Annotated in this window: 13 protein-coding genes; 2 read left to right on the plus strand and 11 right to left on the minus strand. The window is 68.9% G+C overall.

Translation table 11 applies throughout. The features are described 5' to 3' along the window. Positions 1 to 310: 310 nt before the first annotated feature. The 6 genes from ftsZ to recA all read right to left on the minus strand — a co-directional run bounded on the left by ftsZ (position 311) and on the right by recA (position 8,172). Complete coding sequence (gene ftsZ, locus BW949_RS13055; protein WP_076366799.1) at positions 311 to 1,996, minus strand: cell division protein FtsZ; 1,686 nt, start codon at positions 1,994 to 1,996, stop codon at positions 311 to 313. A gap of 210 nt (positions 1,997 to 2,206) precedes the next feature. Then, positions 2,207 to 3,541: a cell division protein FtsA gene (ftsA, locus tag BW949_RS13060; RefSeq protein WP_076366801.1), complete on the minus strand. Its 1,335-nt coding sequence runs from the start codon at positions 3,539 to 3,541 to the stop codon at positions 2,207 to 2,209. Positions 3,542 to 3,565: 24 nt separating this feature from the next. Further along, complete coding sequence (locus BW949_RS13065; RefSeq protein ID WP_235816303.1) at positions 3,566 to 4,918, minus strand: cell division protein FtsQ/DivIB; 1,353 nt, start codon at positions 4,916 to 4,918, stop codon at positions 3,566 to 3,568. Further along, the gene (locus BW949_RS13070; protein WP_076366803.1) at positions 4,906 to 5,829 is read right to left on the minus strand and encodes a D-alanine--D-alanine ligase; all 924 of its coding nucleotides are present in this window, start codon (positions 5,827 to 5,829) and stop codon (positions 4,906 to 4,908) included. Before BW949_RS13070 ends, BW949_RS13065 begins: the two co-directional genes overlap by 13 nt. Before the next feature lie 180 nt (positions 5,830 to 6,009). Then, positions 6,010 to 6,984 (minus strand): UDP-N-acetylmuramate dehydrogenase, encoded by a 975-nt coding sequence (gene murB, locus BW949_RS13075; RefSeq protein ID WP_083947774.1) that lies wholly within the window; start codon positions 6,982 to 6,984, stop codon positions 6,010 to 6,012. 117 nt (positions 6,985 to 7,101) lie between these two features. Then, on the minus strand, positions 7,102 to 8,172 hold the full coding sequence (gene recA, locus BW949_RS13080) for a recombinase RecA (protein WP_076366805.1): 1,071 nt from the start codon (positions 8,170 to 8,172) through the stop codon (positions 7,102 to 7,104). A 281-nt stretch (positions 8,173 to 8,453) separates the two neighbouring features. Here recA and BW949_RS13085 point away from each other — a divergent pair, with 281 nt between their 5' ends. Continuing rightward, the gene (locus tag BW949_RS13085; RefSeq protein WP_076366807.1) at positions 8,454 to 9,062 is read left to right on the plus strand and encodes a hypothetical protein; all 609 of its coding nucleotides are present in this window, start codon (positions 8,454 to 8,456) and stop codon (positions 9,060 to 9,062) included. Positions 9,063 to 9,241: 179 nt separating this feature from the next. On the opposite strand, the gene polA is transcribed toward BW949_RS13085, so the two are convergent. From polA to dksA, 4 genes are all read right to left on the minus strand, one after another. After that, positions 9,242 to 12,082, minus strand: a complete 2,841-nt coding sequence (gene polA, locus BW949_RS13090) for a DNA polymerase I (RefSeq protein ID WP_076366968.1) — start codon at positions 12,080 to 12,082, stop codon at positions 9,242 to 9,244. A 211-nt stretch (positions 12,083 to 12,293) separates the two neighbouring features. Beyond that, the gene (locus BW949_RS13095) at positions 12,294 to 12,512 is read right to left on the minus strand and encodes a zinc-finger domain-containing protein (protein ID WP_076366809.1); all 219 of its coding nucleotides are present in this window, start codon (positions 12,510 to 12,512) and stop codon (positions 12,294 to 12,296) included. A 75-nt stretch (positions 12,513 to 12,587) separates the two neighbouring features. Beyond that, the gene (locus BW949_RS13100; RefSeq protein ID WP_076366811.1) at positions 12,588 to 13,769 is read right to left on the minus strand and encodes an FAD-dependent monooxygenase; all 1,182 of its coding nucleotides are present in this window, start codon (positions 13,767 to 13,769) and stop codon (positions 12,588 to 12,590) included. Between the two features lie 35 nt (positions 13,770 to 13,804). Next, positions 13,805 to 14,227 (minus strand): RNA polymerase-binding protein DksA, encoded by a 423-nt coding sequence (gene dksA / locus BW949_RS13105; protein WP_076366813.1) that lies wholly within the window; start codon positions 14,225 to 14,227, stop codon positions 13,805 to 13,807. A 249-nt stretch (positions 14,228 to 14,476) separates the two neighbouring features. Between dksA and BW949_RS13110 the strand changes: the two genes are divergently transcribed. Beyond that, positions 14,477 to 15,355 carry an AAA family ATPase gene (locus BW949_RS13110; RefSeq protein ID WP_076366815.1) on the plus strand — a complete coding sequence of 293 codons (879 nt, stop codon included), beginning with the start codon at positions 14,477 to 14,479 and terminating at the stop codon, positions 15,353 to 15,355. Between the two features lie 21 nt (positions 15,356 to 15,376). On the opposite strand, the gene BW949_RS17810 is transcribed toward BW949_RS13110, so the two are convergent. Then, on the minus strand, positions 15,377 to 15,652 hold the full coding sequence (locus BW949_RS17810) for a hypothetical protein (RefSeq protein ID WP_456238432.1): 276 nt from the start codon (positions 15,650 to 15,652) through the stop codon (positions 15,377 to 15,379). Positions 15,653 to 15,659 lie beyond the last annotated feature (7 nt).

Raw genomic sequence — 15,659 nt, forward strand, 5'->3', positions numbered from 1 at the left:
CCCTACCCGCGCGAACGCCGATTATCGCGGCGCCCCCTGCGGCAGGATCGGGCCAGCCCTGCCCCGCGCCGGATTGCGCAGGAAACGACGGACTTTGTTGCACGATCAGCTAAACAACAGGGTCCAGCGAGGCAATTCACAGATTGCAACAGGATGTAACAGAGGCGCCGCGTTGCGGCAACTTGCCGCCAACCTGGGGCTTAACCGTTGAGAACAAACAAAAAAGGGGGCGCCGCTAGGCACCCCCGATTTCCGTATCGTGATCGGATTTTCTGCCAATGCAAAAAATCGCGGCGCAGCTTTGGCCCGATCAGTTGGCCTGACGGCGCAGGAACGCCGGGATTTCGATGCGATCCTGATCGAAATCGCCCTCGTCCTCGTCGTCATATTGACTGGCCTGCGGCGGGGCGCGGCGCGCAGCCGGCGCCGCGGGGGCGGCGGCCCGCTCGGGGCGCTCCGGGGCGGCCTCGGCATTCCCGGTCATGCGGTTGATCAGCGAATTGATGCCAAAGCGCGGCTTCTCCCCGCCCCGCGCGGCGCCATGCGCGGCGGGCAGCGCGGGCGCTGCGGCACGGGTCGCGGCCATCGGCTGGGCCGGCTGGCGCGGCGCGGCGCCGGGCACACGGCCGGCGGCGGCATTCAGACGGGCCAGCGCCTCGGGGCTGGGGGTGCCGGGGGCTGCGCGACGGGGCGCGACAAAGCCCGACATGTCTTCCTGCGGCTCGGCGAAACCTTGCATCTGCGTCGGCGCGGCAGCGCGATAGGCCGGCGGCGGCAGCGCGTCATCCTCGGCGGCAAGATCATCCTCGAAAAGCGAGCGCGCGGGTTCGGACGCACGCGGCGCGGGCTGCGCCGGGGTCGCGGTCACGCCCGAGATCGACACGGCGGGACGGGCCTCGGCCGGCTGGGCGGCCGGCGCGGCACGCTCGGCCGCCGGCGCAGCCCGTTCGGGGCTGGGCGCAGGCGCGGGACGCTGGGACACGGCCTCGGCGGCGGCGCGGCGCGGGCTGGGCGCCTCGGCCGATTGCGGGGCTGCGTCGATGCCCGTCGCCACGACCGACACGCGCATCTGGCCTTCCATCTCGGGGTCGAGGGTCGAGCCGACGATGATGTTGGCCTCGGGGTCGACTTCCTCGCGGATGCGGTTGGCGGCCTCGTCCAGCTCGAAAAGGGTGAGGTCGTAACCGCCGGTGATGTTGATGAGAACGCCCCGCGCGCCGCGCAGCGAGATCTCGTCCAGCAGCGGGTTGGCGATGGCCTTCTCGGCGGCCTGAACGGCGCGGTCGTCGCCCTGGGCCTCGCCCGTGCCCATCATCGCCTTGCCCATCTCGTCCATGACCGCGCGCACGTCGGCAAAGTCGAGGTTGATCAGGCCCGGACGCACCATCAGGTCGGTCACGCCCTTGACGCCCTGATAGAGCACGTCATCGGCCATGGCGAAGGCTTCGGTGAAGGTGGTCTTCTCGTTGGCCAGACGGAACAGGTTCTGGTTGGGAATGACGATCAGCGTATCGACGACCTTCTGGAGCGCCTCGATGCCGGCCTCGGCCTGGCGCATCCGCTTGGTGCCCTCAAACTGGAACGGCTTGGTCACGACGCCCACGGTCAGCACGCCCAGCTCACGCGCGGCCTGCGCGATGATCGGGGCCGCGCCGGTGCCGGTGCCGCCACCCATCCCTGCGGTGATGAAGCACATGTGCACGCCCGCCAGATGATCGACGATCTGTTCGATCGACTCCTCGGCGGCGGCGGCACCCACGGTGGCGCGCGCGCCCGCGCCCAGACCTTCGGTCACCTTCACGCCGATCTGGATGCGCGCCGACGAGCGCGATTGCTGCAACGCCTGGGCGTCGGTGTTGGCCACGACGAAATCGACCCCGGAGAGCTGCTTTTCGATCATGTTGTTGACCGCGTTGCCGCCCGCCCCGCCGACACCAAAGACGGTGATGCGCGGCTTGAGTTCCTCGTGCTCGGCCATCGTCAGATTGAGTGCCATGTCGTCCCGCCTTGCTTGTTCCGGCCCGTTCGGCGCGGTTTCCAGAATATTTGGCCGATTTTAACGGGCGGCGCGCGCGGCGTCACCTAAAAAACCGACGGAAAACACAAAATCTGGCGCGTCAGAAACACCCTCTGGCGGGATTTCGCGCACGCAACAGAATGTGGTGTGGGGGCAAGGCCCCCACCGTAGCGTTTGTAAGGCCCGGCGCTACCAATTGGCACGGAACCACCGCAGCGCGCGGCGCAGCGACCGCGCGGGGTAGCGCTCGGCCGGAATTTCGAAATCCCACCACTCATCTTGCGGATGCGCGGCGAAAAGCGCCAGCCCCACGGCGGCGGAAAATCCCGGCCCGGTCGCGGCCTGCGGCAGCCCCGCCACCCGCAGCGGACGCCCCAGGCGCAGGTTCTGGCCCAGGATGCGCGCGGCCAGCCCGTCCAGACCGGGGATCTGGCTTGCGCCGCCGGTCAGCACGATCTGCTGGCAGGGCAGCTGGTCAAAGCCCGCATGGTCGAGAATGGCGCGCACCTCCTCGAGGATTTCCTCGACGCGCGGGCGCATGATGGCGATCAGATCGGCGCGGCTGACGCGGCGGCGGTCCTTGTCCCAATCGCCGGTCTCGGCGCCGATCTCGATCATCTCGCGGTCGTCGGCGCCGGTGGCGTGGATGCCGCCGTGGAAGGTCTTGAGCCGCTCGGCGGTGGCCAGCGGCACCTGAAGCCCCTTGGCGATATCCATCGTGATCGTGTCGCCACCCATCCGCACCGCATCGGCGAAGATCATGTGTTTCTTTATGAAAATCGACACGCCCGTGGCGCCGCCGCCCATGTCGATGCAGGCCGCGCCCAGTTCCTGTTCATCCTCGACCAGCGCCGAGATCGCCGAGACATAGGCCGACGACGCCACGCCGGCCAGTTCGAGGTCACAGCGTTTCACGCAATAGGCCAGCGTCTGAAGCGCCGCGGCATCGACCGACAGAAGATGCATGTCCACCGCCAGCTTGTGGCCCAGCTGCCCGCGCGGATCCTTGAGGCCCGAACGGTGATCGAGCGCGAAATTCACCGGCTGGGCATGCAGCACCTCACGCCCCGCGCCCAGATCGGGCACATCGCAGCTGGCCAGCGCGCGCGCCACATCCTGTTCGCTGACCGGGCCATCGGCCACCTCGACCTCGCCCGCCAGGCCGTAGGAGCGCGGCCCCGCCCCCGAGAAACAGGCGATGACGTGATCGACCCGAACCCCGGCCATCTTCTGCGCCGCCTGCACCGCGGTGCGAATGGCGCGTTCGGTCTCGGCCACGGCGTCGATCTCGCCGAAGCGCACGCCGCGCGCGCGGGTCGTGGCCGCGCCGATGATGCGAAAGGCCGACTGGCCGGCCATCGAGCCCACGCCCTCGCTTTCGGCAAAGGCATCGGGGCCGTCAAAGCGCAGCACCAGGCAGGCAATCTTCGAGCTGCCCACATCCAGAATGGCGATCACGCCCCGCTGGATCGCGGCACGGCGCATCGCACGCATGGCACGCTGGGCTTGATAAAGATCGGTCATGTTCGTCGTATCCCTGTCGCTGCCCTAGTGGGTAACCTGCATTTCCAAGGCCTTGATCCGGCGGTATTCCCCTTGCGCGGCTTCGGTCAGCCGCACGGTCGGGCGTTCGGCCAGGCGCATGTCCACCTGCACGAAATCGCGCGCCAGAAGGTCTTCGGCCTTGTCGAGCGCCAGCACCCGGCGCAGCGCGGCCACGGGGTTCTCGGCCGGCAGCAAAAGCCGCCGATCACCGGTCAGCACCATGTCCCAGCGCCGCTCGCCGACCCGCACGAGGCCGCGCAGCTGCGGCAGGATCGGCGCCGCGACCGACAAGAGCCGCAGCGCCTCGGGCACCGCCTCCTGCGCCCCCTGCCCCGCGATCAGCCCCAGGTCGGGCCGGTTCGACCGCCCCACCAGCGTGGCGACGCGGTGACCGGTCGCATCCAGCATTTCAAGCCCGCCGGCATGGCGCCACAGGATCGCCGGCACGCGCTCGCGCACCGCGATCTCGATCGTGCCGTTCCGGATGGCCAGATCGACCGAGGACACCGCGTCCAGCCGCACGATCTGCGCGCGCAGATCGGCCAGGTCGATGTCGAAGCTCGAGGCCGGCAGGGCCACGGGCAGCATGGCGCGGATGGCGCCATCGACCGGCGCCGAGGCCCCGGTGATGCGCATCCGCTCCACGCGGAATTCGGGGCGGGCCTCGATGGCCTCGCGCAGCGCCTCGTAGCGGCCGACCAGATCGGCGCGGCGGCCTTCGTCGCCCAGCCACAGACCCAGCCCCAGCACCACCACGAAGACCGGCACGCCGATCCGCGTCAACGACCGGAAGACCGGGGTCAGCCAGAGCCGTTGCAGCCGATAGGCCAGCCGCGACGGCGCCGGATCGCGCCGCGCCGCGGGGGCGGCGGCGCCCTGCGCCTCGGGGTCGGGCAGGCCCAGACGACGGGCAATGGCGCGGGCCAGCGCCGGGTGACGGCGGGCCAGGGAATTGTCGTCGCGGCGACGCGCGGCAGCGGCGCGGGTCACGGCCTCGGCACTGGCGCGGGCGGGCGCGTCCTCAAGATTGGCGGCCGCGTCGGGGGCCTCGACCAGCCAGCGCGGCTGCGGCCAGGCGCCCGGCCCGGCCCCGGCGTCACCGGCGGCGAAATCGGTGTCGGGGGCGGCGTGGAAGGGCAAGACCTCAGGCGTCTGCGGATCGAAAGCCGGCGCGTGCAGGTGCAGATCCTCGGCCGTGGCGCGCTGATGGGGGGGCGAGAAATGCTCGGGCGGCATCTGCGCCGGCGCGCCCTGGCGCGGCATCTCGCGCCAGCGCGGCGCCGACATGATCGGGTCGTGGCGTTCGGCGGCGTGCAGCCGGTCGGTCAGAACACGCGCAGAGCCTAGCGATCGCATGAAGCGTCTCCCACCATCCAGCGGCAAAGATCCGGAAACCCGATCCCCAGATGCGCGGCCTGTTCGGGCGCAAGCGAGGTGGGCGTCATGCCGGGCTGGGTGTTGATCTCGAGGATCACCAGCCCGTCACGCCCGCGGGTGTCATCCCAGCGGAAATCGGTGCGGCTGACGCCGCGGCAACCCAGAACGTCATGCGCCCGGCGCGCCATCTCGAGACAGGCGGCCTCGATCTCGGCGGGGATCTGCGCGGGCAGCACGTGGCGCGAGCCGCCGGGGCGATACTTGGCGTCGTAATCATACCAGCCCGAGGTCAGGATCTCGGTCACGCACAGCGCCCGGTCGCCCATGACCGTCACCGTCAGCTCGCGGCCCGGCGCATAGGCCTCGACCAGAACCTGATCGGGCATCTCCGCCGACAGCTGCGGCGGCGCATTGGCGGCGTCTTGCACGATATAGACCCCCACCGACGAGCCTTCGGCATTGGGCTTGACCACATAGGGCGGCGGCAGGATGTGGCGGGCGCTGACATCTTCGCGCGCGGCCATGACCCCGGCCGCGACCGGCAGGCCCGCGGCGGCAAAGGCGGCCTTGGCGCGGGTCTTGTCCATCGCCAGCGCCGAAGCCAGAACGCCCGAATGCGTATAGGGGATACGCGCCCATTCCAGGACGCCTTGCACGCAGCCATCCTCGCCCCAGCGACCATGGAGCGCGTTGAACGCGACATCGGGAGAGATTTCGGACAGACGTCGGGCCAGGTCGGGGCCGGCATCGACCTCGATCACCTCGAAACCCGCCGCACGCAGCGCCTGGGCACATTCGCGCCCCGACGACAGGGACACGTCGCGCTCGGCCGACATGCCACCCATCAATACCGCAACACGGAGGGATGCCCTGCTCGACACACCCGCCATCTGTTTCCTTGCCGGGATCGTTGCCCGGTCTGCCTGTGCCGGGAAACCCCGGCTTCACGTGCCTCCAGCCGCTTGGGCTGATTTCTTGTTCACGCGGCCTTTGCTGGCCGTCTGCATGCTGCGCGGCGCATTTGCCCCCGGCGTCGACCTTCTGAGAGCCGAACATCCGGAGGGCGAGCGTCACCCCTTGGGGTCACCCACGCGCATGATTTCCCATTGTAGCGAAATTCCGCTGTTCTGCAAAACCTTTTTGCGCACTTCCTCACCCAGCCCCTCAAGGTCGGCGGCCGAGGCCCCGCCGGTGTTGATCAGGAAGTTGGCATGTTTGGGGGACATCTGGGCTCCACCCAAGGTTGCGCCACGCATTCCGGCCGCCTCGATCAGTGCCCAGGCCTTGCGCTCGTGGGTGTCATCCGCCCGCCCCGTGGAGGACGCGCCCGACGGATTGCGGAAGGTCGAACCGGCCGAGCGGTCCTTGGTCGGCTGCGCGGCATCGCGGCGCGCGATCTGCTCTTCCATGCGGGCGTGAAGGGCCGCCGGATCGCCTGCCGGCGCATCAAAGAGCGCCGAGACCACGACCCAGCCTTCCGGAAGATGGCTCTCGCGGTAGCCCAGGCGCAGATCGGCCGCCGCCAGCGTCACGATCTGGCCCGCGCGGGTGACGACGCGCACCGAGACCAGCCGGTCGGCGACATATTCGCCATAGCAGCCCGCATTCATGCGCACGGCGCCGCCGATGCTGCCGGGGATGGTGCGCAGGAAGGTCAGGTCGCGCCCGGCTTCAGCGGCGCGGCGCGCAACATGGGCATCAAGCGCCGCGGCCCCGGCCTCGACGCGCCCCTCGGGGGTGATGGTGATGGCGTTGAAGCCGCGGCCCAGGCGGATGACCAGCCCGCGGATGCCACCGTCGCGCACGATCAGGTTCGAGCCAACACCCATCGGGAAGACCGGCACCGACGGGTCGAGACGCGCCAGGACATCGGCCAGATCGTCCAGATCGGCGGGCTGGAACAGCCAGTCCGCCGGCCCGCCCACGCGCAGCCAGGTCAGATCGGCCAGCGGCCGCGCGGCGGTCAGCGGCCCGCGCGGCGCGGGGCCCGAAAGGGGCAGCGCAGGGCCCGCATCCGGGCCGGAGGGGGGATCGGTGTCATGCATGCCGGCCGTGGTAGCGCGCAGCGGGGCGCCGCGCAAGCGCCCTGCCCCGTGCAAGCCCACCCATGCAAGAACGCCCATGCTAGAACGGGCACCCTCGGCCAACGCCCGCTGCGGGCGTCAGTCTTCCATCAGCGCGTCGGGGTCATCCTCGGTCGCGCCGAAATCCAGCCCGTGGCTGGCGCGGATCTTGTCCTCGATCGAATGGGCCATGTCGGGGTGGTCGCGCAGGAATTGCTTGGCATTCTCGCGACCCTGGCCGATGCGTTCGTCGCCATAGGAATACCAGGCGCCGGACTTGTCGACGACCCCGGCCTTGACGCCCAGGTCGATCAGCTCGCCCACCTTCGAGATGCCCTCGCCATACATGATGTCGAATTCCACCTGCTTGAAGGGCGGCGCGACCTTGTTCTTGACGACCTTGACCTTGGTGGCATTGCCGACCACCTCGTCGCGGTCCTTGATCGAGCCGGTGCGGCGGATATCGAGCCGCACGGAGGCATAGAATTTCAGCGCGTTGCCGCCCGAGGTGGTCTCGGGGCTGCCGAACATGACGCCGATCTTCATGCGGATCTGGTTGATGAAGATCACCATGCAGTTCGAGCGCCCGATCGAGGCGGTCAGCTTGCGCATGGCCTGGCTCATCAGGCGGGCCTGGGCGCCGACGGTGGCGTCGCCCATGTCGCCCTCGATCTCGGCCTTGGGGGTCAGCGCCGCCACCGAGTCGACGACGACCAGGCTGACCGCGCCCGAGCGCACCAGCGTGTCGACGATTTCCAGCGCCTGTTCGCCGGTATCGGGCTGCGAGATCAGCAGATCGTCGAGGTTGACGCCCAGCTTGCGCGCATATTGCGGGTCAAGCGCGTGTTCGGCGTCGACAAAGGCGCAGACGCCGCCCTTCTTCTGTTCCTCGGCGATGCAATGCAGCGTCAGCGTGGTCTTGCCCGAGCTTTCGGGGCCATAGATCTCGATGATCCGGCCCTTGGGAAGACCGCCGATCCCCAGCGCGATATCGAGGCCCAGAGATCCGGTCGAGGTCGCCTCGATCTCGGCGGCGGGGTTCTCGGCCCCCAGCCGCATGATCGAGCCCTTGCCGAACTGCCGTTCGATCTGGGCCAGCGCTGCATCGAGCGCCTTCTGCTTGTCTGCGCTGCGTTTGTCCGTCATGTCGAAAAGGCTCGCACCTGCCATTGCCTTCGTCCTTATCCCACAGGCCCACCGCGGCGGCAATCCGCCTTTCCGGCTTCGTGTTCCCCACATGTTCCCTACTTGTTCGGTATCACCCGGAACAAATCGAGTCAATTTGGATGACGCCCAACTTCCGCCATCTTGCTTAATTTTGCGTTACCGCAAACGCGGGGCCAGCCCGCCGACCGGCACGGGGGGATGGCGCAGGCTGCGGCGGGATCGGCGGTTTACCTGCCCCGCAGCGCCGGGTATGCAGGGCCCGAGATCCAAGGCAGGAACCGATCATGCTGGTGTTCTGGAACCAAAGGCTCGTGCTGTTGTCGATGCCGAAAACCGGCTCGACCGCACTTTCGGTCGCGCTCGAGCCGCTGTCGGCCATCACCGTGCCGCGCCCCCCCCAACTCAAGCATACCCACGCCCAGCGCTATCACCGCTTTGTCGGGCCCTGGCTCGAGAATAGCGCCGGGGCACGGTTCGACGTGGTGGCGCTGATGCGCGAGCCGGTCGACTGGCTGGGCAGCTGGTATCGTTATCGCCAGCGCGAGGAGATCATCGGCAAGCCCAATTCGACCGGCGGGGTCAGCTTCAACGAATTCGTCGAGGCCTATATGGCGCCGGACCGGCCGCCCTATGCCAATCTGGGCTCGCAGTTGAGCTTCGTGAAGATGCCCGACGGGTCGATCGGGGTGGACCGGCTGTTCTGCTACGAGGACATCGGGCGATTCGTCGAATTCCTGGAGGATCGGCTGGATTTCGCCATCCATCTGCCGCGGGTCAATGTCTCGCCCGAGGGGGAGACGGCGCTGGACCCGGCGGTGCGGGCGCGGCTTGCGGCGCATTCGGCCGAGGAATTCGCGCTTTACGAGCGGGTGAAGGCGGGCGAATTGTCCTGAGCGATCCTGCCGGGCCCCGCGTCGGGACGCGCAACGGGCCCACCGTCGGGACGCGCGGGAGGGGGAGCCGGCCTTCGGGGCATCGAGCCCCGATGTCCGGCGCGCCCCCGTTCCGGGGCCGCCGCCCCGCCCGAACGTCGTGCCCTGTCAACGCCCCCCGAGGCCCGCCCCGAGCGGGGTCAATGCGCCTCGGCCCAATTGGCGCCCTGCCCCGCATCGACGACCAGCGGCACCGACAGCTTCACCGCCGGTTCGGCCGCCGTTTCCATGACGCCGCGCGCCCGCGCGATCAGATCGTCGACCGCGCTTTCGGCGACCTCGAAGACCAGTTCGTCATGCACCTGGAGGAGCATCTTCGCCTCGAGCCCCGCGATCGCCGCGGGCATGCGCACCATCGCCCGGCGGATGATGTCGGCCGCCGCCCCCTGGATCGGGGCGTTGATCGCGGCGCGGCGGGCAAAGCTTGCCGCCGGACCCTTGGCGCGGATCTCGGGCGTGTGGATGCGCCGCCCGAAGATCGTGCGCACGCACAGGTTTTCACGCGCGTAGGCGATCGTGTCATCCATGTAGGTGCGGATGCCGGGGAAGCGCTCGAAATAGCGGTCGATGAAGCCCTGGGCCTCGGCGCGGGGAATGCGCAGGTTGCGCGCAAGGCCAAAGCCCGAGATGCCGTAGATCACCCCGAAGTTGATCGCCTTGGCCTGGCGGCGGATCATCGGGTCCATGCCCTCGATCGGGACGCCGAACATCTCCGAGGCGGTCAGGGCGTGGATGTCGATGCCCTGGCGGAAGGCCTCCTTCAGCTCGGGGATATCGGCCACATGGGCCAGGATGCGCAGCTCGATCTGCGAATAGTCGAGGCTGACGATCCGCATCCCCGGCCCGGCGACGAAGGCCTCGCGGATGCGGCGGCCTTCCTCGCTGCGCACGGGGATGTTCTGGAGGTTCGGATCGGTCGAGGCCAGCCGCCCGGTATTGGCCCCGGCAATGACATAGGAGGTGTGGACCCGCCCGGTCTCGGGGTTCACATGGGTCTGGAGCGCATCGGTATAGGTCGACTTGAGCTTGGCGATCTGGCGCCAGTCGAGCACCCGCGCGGGCAGCTCATGCCCCTCGGCGGCCAGATCCTCGAGCACTTCGGCCCCCGTCCCCCAGGCGCCGGTCTTGCCCTTCTGCCCGCCCGGCAGGCCCATCCGGTCGAACAGGATCTCGCCCAACTGCTTGGGGCTGGCCACGTTGAAGGGCGCGCCCGCCAGGTCGTGGATCTCGGCTTCGAGCGCCGCCATCTTCTGCGCGAAGACATTGGACATGCGCGCCAGCGTGCCGGTATCGAGCGCCACCCCCGCCATTTCCATATCGGCCAGGACCGGCACCAGCGGGCGTTCCAGCGTCTCGTAGACCGTCGCGACCTGTTCGCGCGCCAGCAGATGGCGGAAGGCCAGCCACAGCCGCAACGTGACATCGGCATCCTCGGCGGCATAGCGCGTGGCCTCGGCCAGCGGCACCCGATCGAAGGTGATGGCCGATTTCCCCGAACCCAGAAGCGACTTGATCGGGATCGGAACGTGATCGAGGTACCGTTCGGACAGCGCGTCCATGCCATGCCCGTGCAGCCCCGCATGCAGCGCATAGGACATCAGCATGGTGTCGTCGAAGGCGCAGAGGCGAATGCCATGACGGGCCAGGATCTTGAGATCATACTTGAGGTTCTGCCCGATCTTGAGGACGGCCTCGTCCTCGAGCAGGGGTTTCAGCGCCGCCAGCGCCGCCTCGAGCGGGATCTGGCCGGGAACCAGGGCGGGCGTCTGCTCGAAGAGATCCTCGCCCCCCGCGCGATGGCCCAGCGGCACATAGGCCGCCACATTGGGCGCCAGCGCCAGCGACACGCCGACCAGATCGGCCTGCATCTCGTCGAGGCTGGTGGTTTCGGTATCGACCGCCAGATAGCCCTGCGCCCGCGCCCGCGCGATCCACTCCTCGAGCGTCTCGAGGCTGTCGATGCGCAGATAACCTTCCGGGTCGGGGGGCGGCAGGGGCGCGCCGCCCGCGCGCTCGGAGGCGGCTTCGGGCGCGGCGGCGGTGTCGGCGGGGGCGGTGTTGGCCGGGGCGGGCGGCGCCGGGGGGGTCACGCCGTATTTGTCGGCCGCGCGCTTGGTCAGCGTGCGGAATTCCATCTGCGACAGAAAGGCGATCAGGGCCTCGGGGTCGGGCTCGCGCACCTCCAGATCGTCCAGCCCCACCGACAGCGGCGCGTGATCGTCCAACAGAACCAGACGGCGCGACATGCGGATCTGATCGGCGTGTTCGATCAGGGTCTGGCGACGCTTGGGCTGGGGCACCTCGGCGGCGCGTTCCAGAAGCGTGTCGAGATCGCCATATTCGCCGATCAGAAGCGCCGCGGTCTTGATCCCGATCCCCGGCGCGCCGGGCACGTTGTCGACCGAATCCCCCGCCAGCGCCTGCACATCGACCACGCGATCGGGACCGACGCCGAACTTGGCGCGCACCTCGTCGGGGCCGATGCGCAGGTTCTTCATCGCGTCGAGCATCTCGACCCCGCCGCCGACCAGCTGCATCAGATCCTTGTCCGACGAGATGATGGTGACGCGGCCGCCGGCCTCGCGCGCCTGGCGGGCCAGCGTGGCGATGATGTCATCGGCCTCGAAGCCCTCTTCCTCCAGGCAGGCGATGTTGAAGGCCCGCGTGGCCTCGCGCGTCAGGGGGAATTGCGGGCGCAGATCCTCGGGCGGCTCGGGGCGGTTGGCCTTGTAATCGGGGAAGATCTGGTTGCGGAAGGTCTTGGAGGAATGATCGAAGACCACCGCGGCATGGGTGGGGGCATCGGCGCCGCCGGCATCCTCGATATATTTGAAGATCATGTTGGCAAAGCCCGAGACCGCGCCCACCGGCAGGCCGTCGGATTTGCGCGTCAGCGGCGGCAGCGCGTGATAGGCGCGAAAGATGAAGGCCGAGCCGTCGATCAGATGCAGATGGCAGCCCTTGCCGAAACCCGATCCCATGCGCGTCATCCCCCGTTCCGGTGTGCGTTGCTGTGCTGTGCTGTGGTGTGGTGTGCCACGTTCAGGCGCCCGCGGCCAGCATTCGTCCCTGTCTCTTGCGCGATCCCGCGCGCCTGTCTCTTGCGCGATCCCGCGCGGGCGCACGGACGCGCGCAGCCCGATCGGACCGCGCGCAAAAGGGCCGGCATGTGGTGAGAGAGAGGGGGCGCCCTCAGTGGCCGGAGGCGGCCGCCCGGTCGATCTCGTAGCGGGCGTCGCAATAGGGGCATTCGACAAAGCCCGTATCCTGCGGGATCGTCAGCCAGACCCGCGGATGGCCCAGCGCGCCCTGCCCGCCGTCGCAGGCCACCTTCCAGGTGGTGACGACGCGCGTCTCGGGCGCGGGCGGCACGGCAGAGGAGGTGGACGCGGCGTGCGGCGTGGCGGTCATGTCGGAAAATCCCTCGGCTGGAACGAACTGCGACAACTTATCCCCGCCGCGCCCTGTCGTGCAAGCGGGTCACGGTCACGGAAACCGGCCCGGCAGGGGCGCAGGCGCGGTGACGTCATGGGTATAGACCCAGTCAAAGCGCCCCAGAAGCTGGTTCGGCGCCACCACGGCGGCGGTGCGCAAGGCGGCATGGGCCACCCGACGCGCCATCCCCGACAGATGGTAATTGCGCGCATTGCGATTGGCGGCCTCGACCAGCGCGCGGCAGCGCGGCGCGCGCGCGTTCTGATAGGCCGTCAGCGCCGCGGCGTCGGTGTCATAGCGCGCCAGGCAATCGGCCATCACCCAGGCATCCTCGAGCGCCATGACCGCGCCCTGCGCCAGGAAGGGCAGCGTGGGATGGGCCGCATCGCCCAGGATCGCCATGCCCTCGCCATGCCAGCGCGCCGCCACCGCGTGCCGGAACAGCCCCCACAGCCAGGGCTCGTCCATCTGCTCAAGCCAGCCCTGAACCCGCGGGCAAAAGCCGCGGAAAGCATCGCGCAGATGGGCCGGATCGTCGCGCAGATACCAGCTTTCCTCGACCCAGCGGCGGCGCTCCTCGATGGCCACGACATTGCGCAGCCCGTGGCCCAGCGGATAGCTGACCAGATGCCGTCCGGGGCCCACATAGACCTGCGGCACGGCCGGGGCGTTGTCCTCGACCGGGATGACGCCGCGCCAGGCCACCTGATGGGTGAAGAAGGGCGCATGCGGACCATTGAGCGCAACACGCACGCGCGAATGCAGCCCATCCGCGCCGATCAGCAGGTCGGGGCTTTCCTCGCGGCCGTCTTCGGTCCGCAGGACAGGACGGCCGTCGCGGGTGTCGACCCCGGCGATCTTGGTGCGCAGCCGGACCGAGACACCGGCTTCGGCGGCGCCCGTGGCCAGCAGGTCGATCAGCCGCGCGCGATGCAGAAGCCGGAATTCGCCGCGCCGCGCCAGGTCCAGCCGCGCCAGGATGGCGCCGGTTTCACCTTCGCGGATCTCGACGCCATCGGCCTCGGGGCCGGCCTCGGCCAGCGCGTCGCCCAGGCCCAGCGCATGCAGCACCCGCGCGCCGTTGGGCGAGATCTGGAGCCCCGCCCCCACCTCGCGGATGGCATCGGCTTGTTCGAGGATGTCCACCTCGGCCCCGCGCAATGCCAGCGCGCGACCCAGCGCCAGCCCGGCCACACCGGCGCCGACGATCGTCACCTTGCGGGACTTCAGCATGTGCGCCCCCTTGTTCTGGTCTTGCTCCGCGGCGCTCAGTCGTCGCGGTGCACACGCTCGCGGCGTTCGTGGCGCTCCTGCGCCTCGAGCGTCATCGTGGCGATCGGCCGGGCGTCCAGACGGCGCAGGCTGATCGGCTCGCCGGTCATCTCGCAATAGCCGTATTCGCCGTTGTCGATGCGGCGCAGCGCCGAGTCGATCTTGGCCACCAGCTTGCGCTGCCGGTCCCGCGTCCGCAATTCCAGCGCACGGTCGGTTTCCTCGCTGGCGCGGTCGGCCAGGTCGGGGACGTTGCGCGCCGATTCCGCCAGCCCCTCCAGCGTCTCGGCCGATTGCTCCAGAAGTTCGTGCTTCCACGCGATCAGCTTGCGCCGGAAATATTCGAGCTGCCGGTCGTTCATGAACGGCTCGTCCTCGGCGGGGCGGTAATCGTCGGGAAGAAACACCTCGGGCTTCATCTCACATCCCTCCACAGGGCCGATGCAGCAGCGAAACACGAACGCGCGCCATCGACGTCTTCGGCGCTCCCATACAAGATGAAGGATAGGTTGTCACGCCCAATTGCGTTGGCACGGCATGGGCTTGGTTGCCGGCACGCTTGATGCGCAAGAGGGCCGCCGCTAGTCTCGCACAGGCAGCACGGATGCCCGCAAGACGGGCGAACTGTCGATGCCGGGGCTGTTTTCGCAGGGGGAAAGAGGCGCAAGATGACGGCAGCAGGAACAGGGGCGCGCGGCTTCGGGTCAACCGCGGATTACGTGGCCTCCGACGGGTTGGCCGAGGCCGTGAACGCGGCCGTCGCACTGGAACGGCCGCTTCTGGTCAAGGGCGAACCCGGCACCGGCAAGACCGAGCTGGCCCGCCAGGTGGCACAGAGCCTGGGGCTGCCGATCGTCGAATGGGTGGTGAAATCGACCACCCGCGCCCAGCAGGGGCTTTACGAATACGACGCCGTCTCGCGGCTGCGCGACAGCCAGCTGGGCGATGCGCGGGTGTCGGACGTGTCGAACTATATCCGCCGCGGCAAGCTCTGGCAGGCCTTCGCCGCCGAGACCCGGACCGTCCTTCTGATCGACGAGATCGACAAGGCCGACATCGAATTCCCCAACGACCTGTTGCAGGAACTCGACCGGATGGAATTCCACGTCTACGAGACCGGCGAGACCATCCGCGCCCGCCACCGCCCGGTGATCGTCATCACCTCGAACAACGAGAAGGAATTGCCCGACGCCTTCCTGCGGCGCTGTTTCTTCCACTACATCCGCTTCCCCGATGCCGAGATGCTGCGCGCCATCGTCGAGGTGCATCATCCGGGGCTGCGCCAGGATCTGACCGAGGCCGCGCTCGAGGTGTTCTTCGGGCTGCGCGAGACGCCCGGCCTGAAGAAGAAGCCCTCGACCTCGGAGCTGCTCGACTGGCTGCGGCTGCTGGCGGCGGCGGATCTGCCGGCGGGGGCGCTGCGCCCGACCGAAGGGCCGCAGGGCGCCGGCGCCGGGCTGCCGCCGCTTTACGGTGCGCTTCTCAAGAACGAGCAGGACATCGCCACGGTCGAGCGTCTGGCCGCGCTGGCCCGGATGCGCCGCTGACGCCCCCGGCGTCGGAAATTGTCATTTTCCAACATTCCGGCGCTTGTCTTCTTGCAACATTTTCGCGGCCCCGGCGGGCCGTTTCTGCCGCCAGAACAGACCTTTTGCGACATTCCGGCCCTGACGACGGGAAATCCCCATGCCCCCGCCTCTGCCCCTTGACGGAATGACCGTGATCGACCTGCCCCATGTGCTGGCCGGGCCTTTCTGCTCGACCGAGCTGATGGAGCTGGGCGCAAAGGTCATCAAGGTCGAGAAGCCCGGCGCGGGCGACAACACCCGCGCCGTCCCGCCCATCGCGGCG

The sequence above is a fragment of the Phaeovulum vinaykumarii genome (genome assembly GCF_900156695.1).
Lineage (GTDB): Bacteria > Pseudomonadota > Alphaproteobacteria > Rhodobacterales > Rhodobacteraceae > Bieblia_A > Bieblia_A vinaykumarii.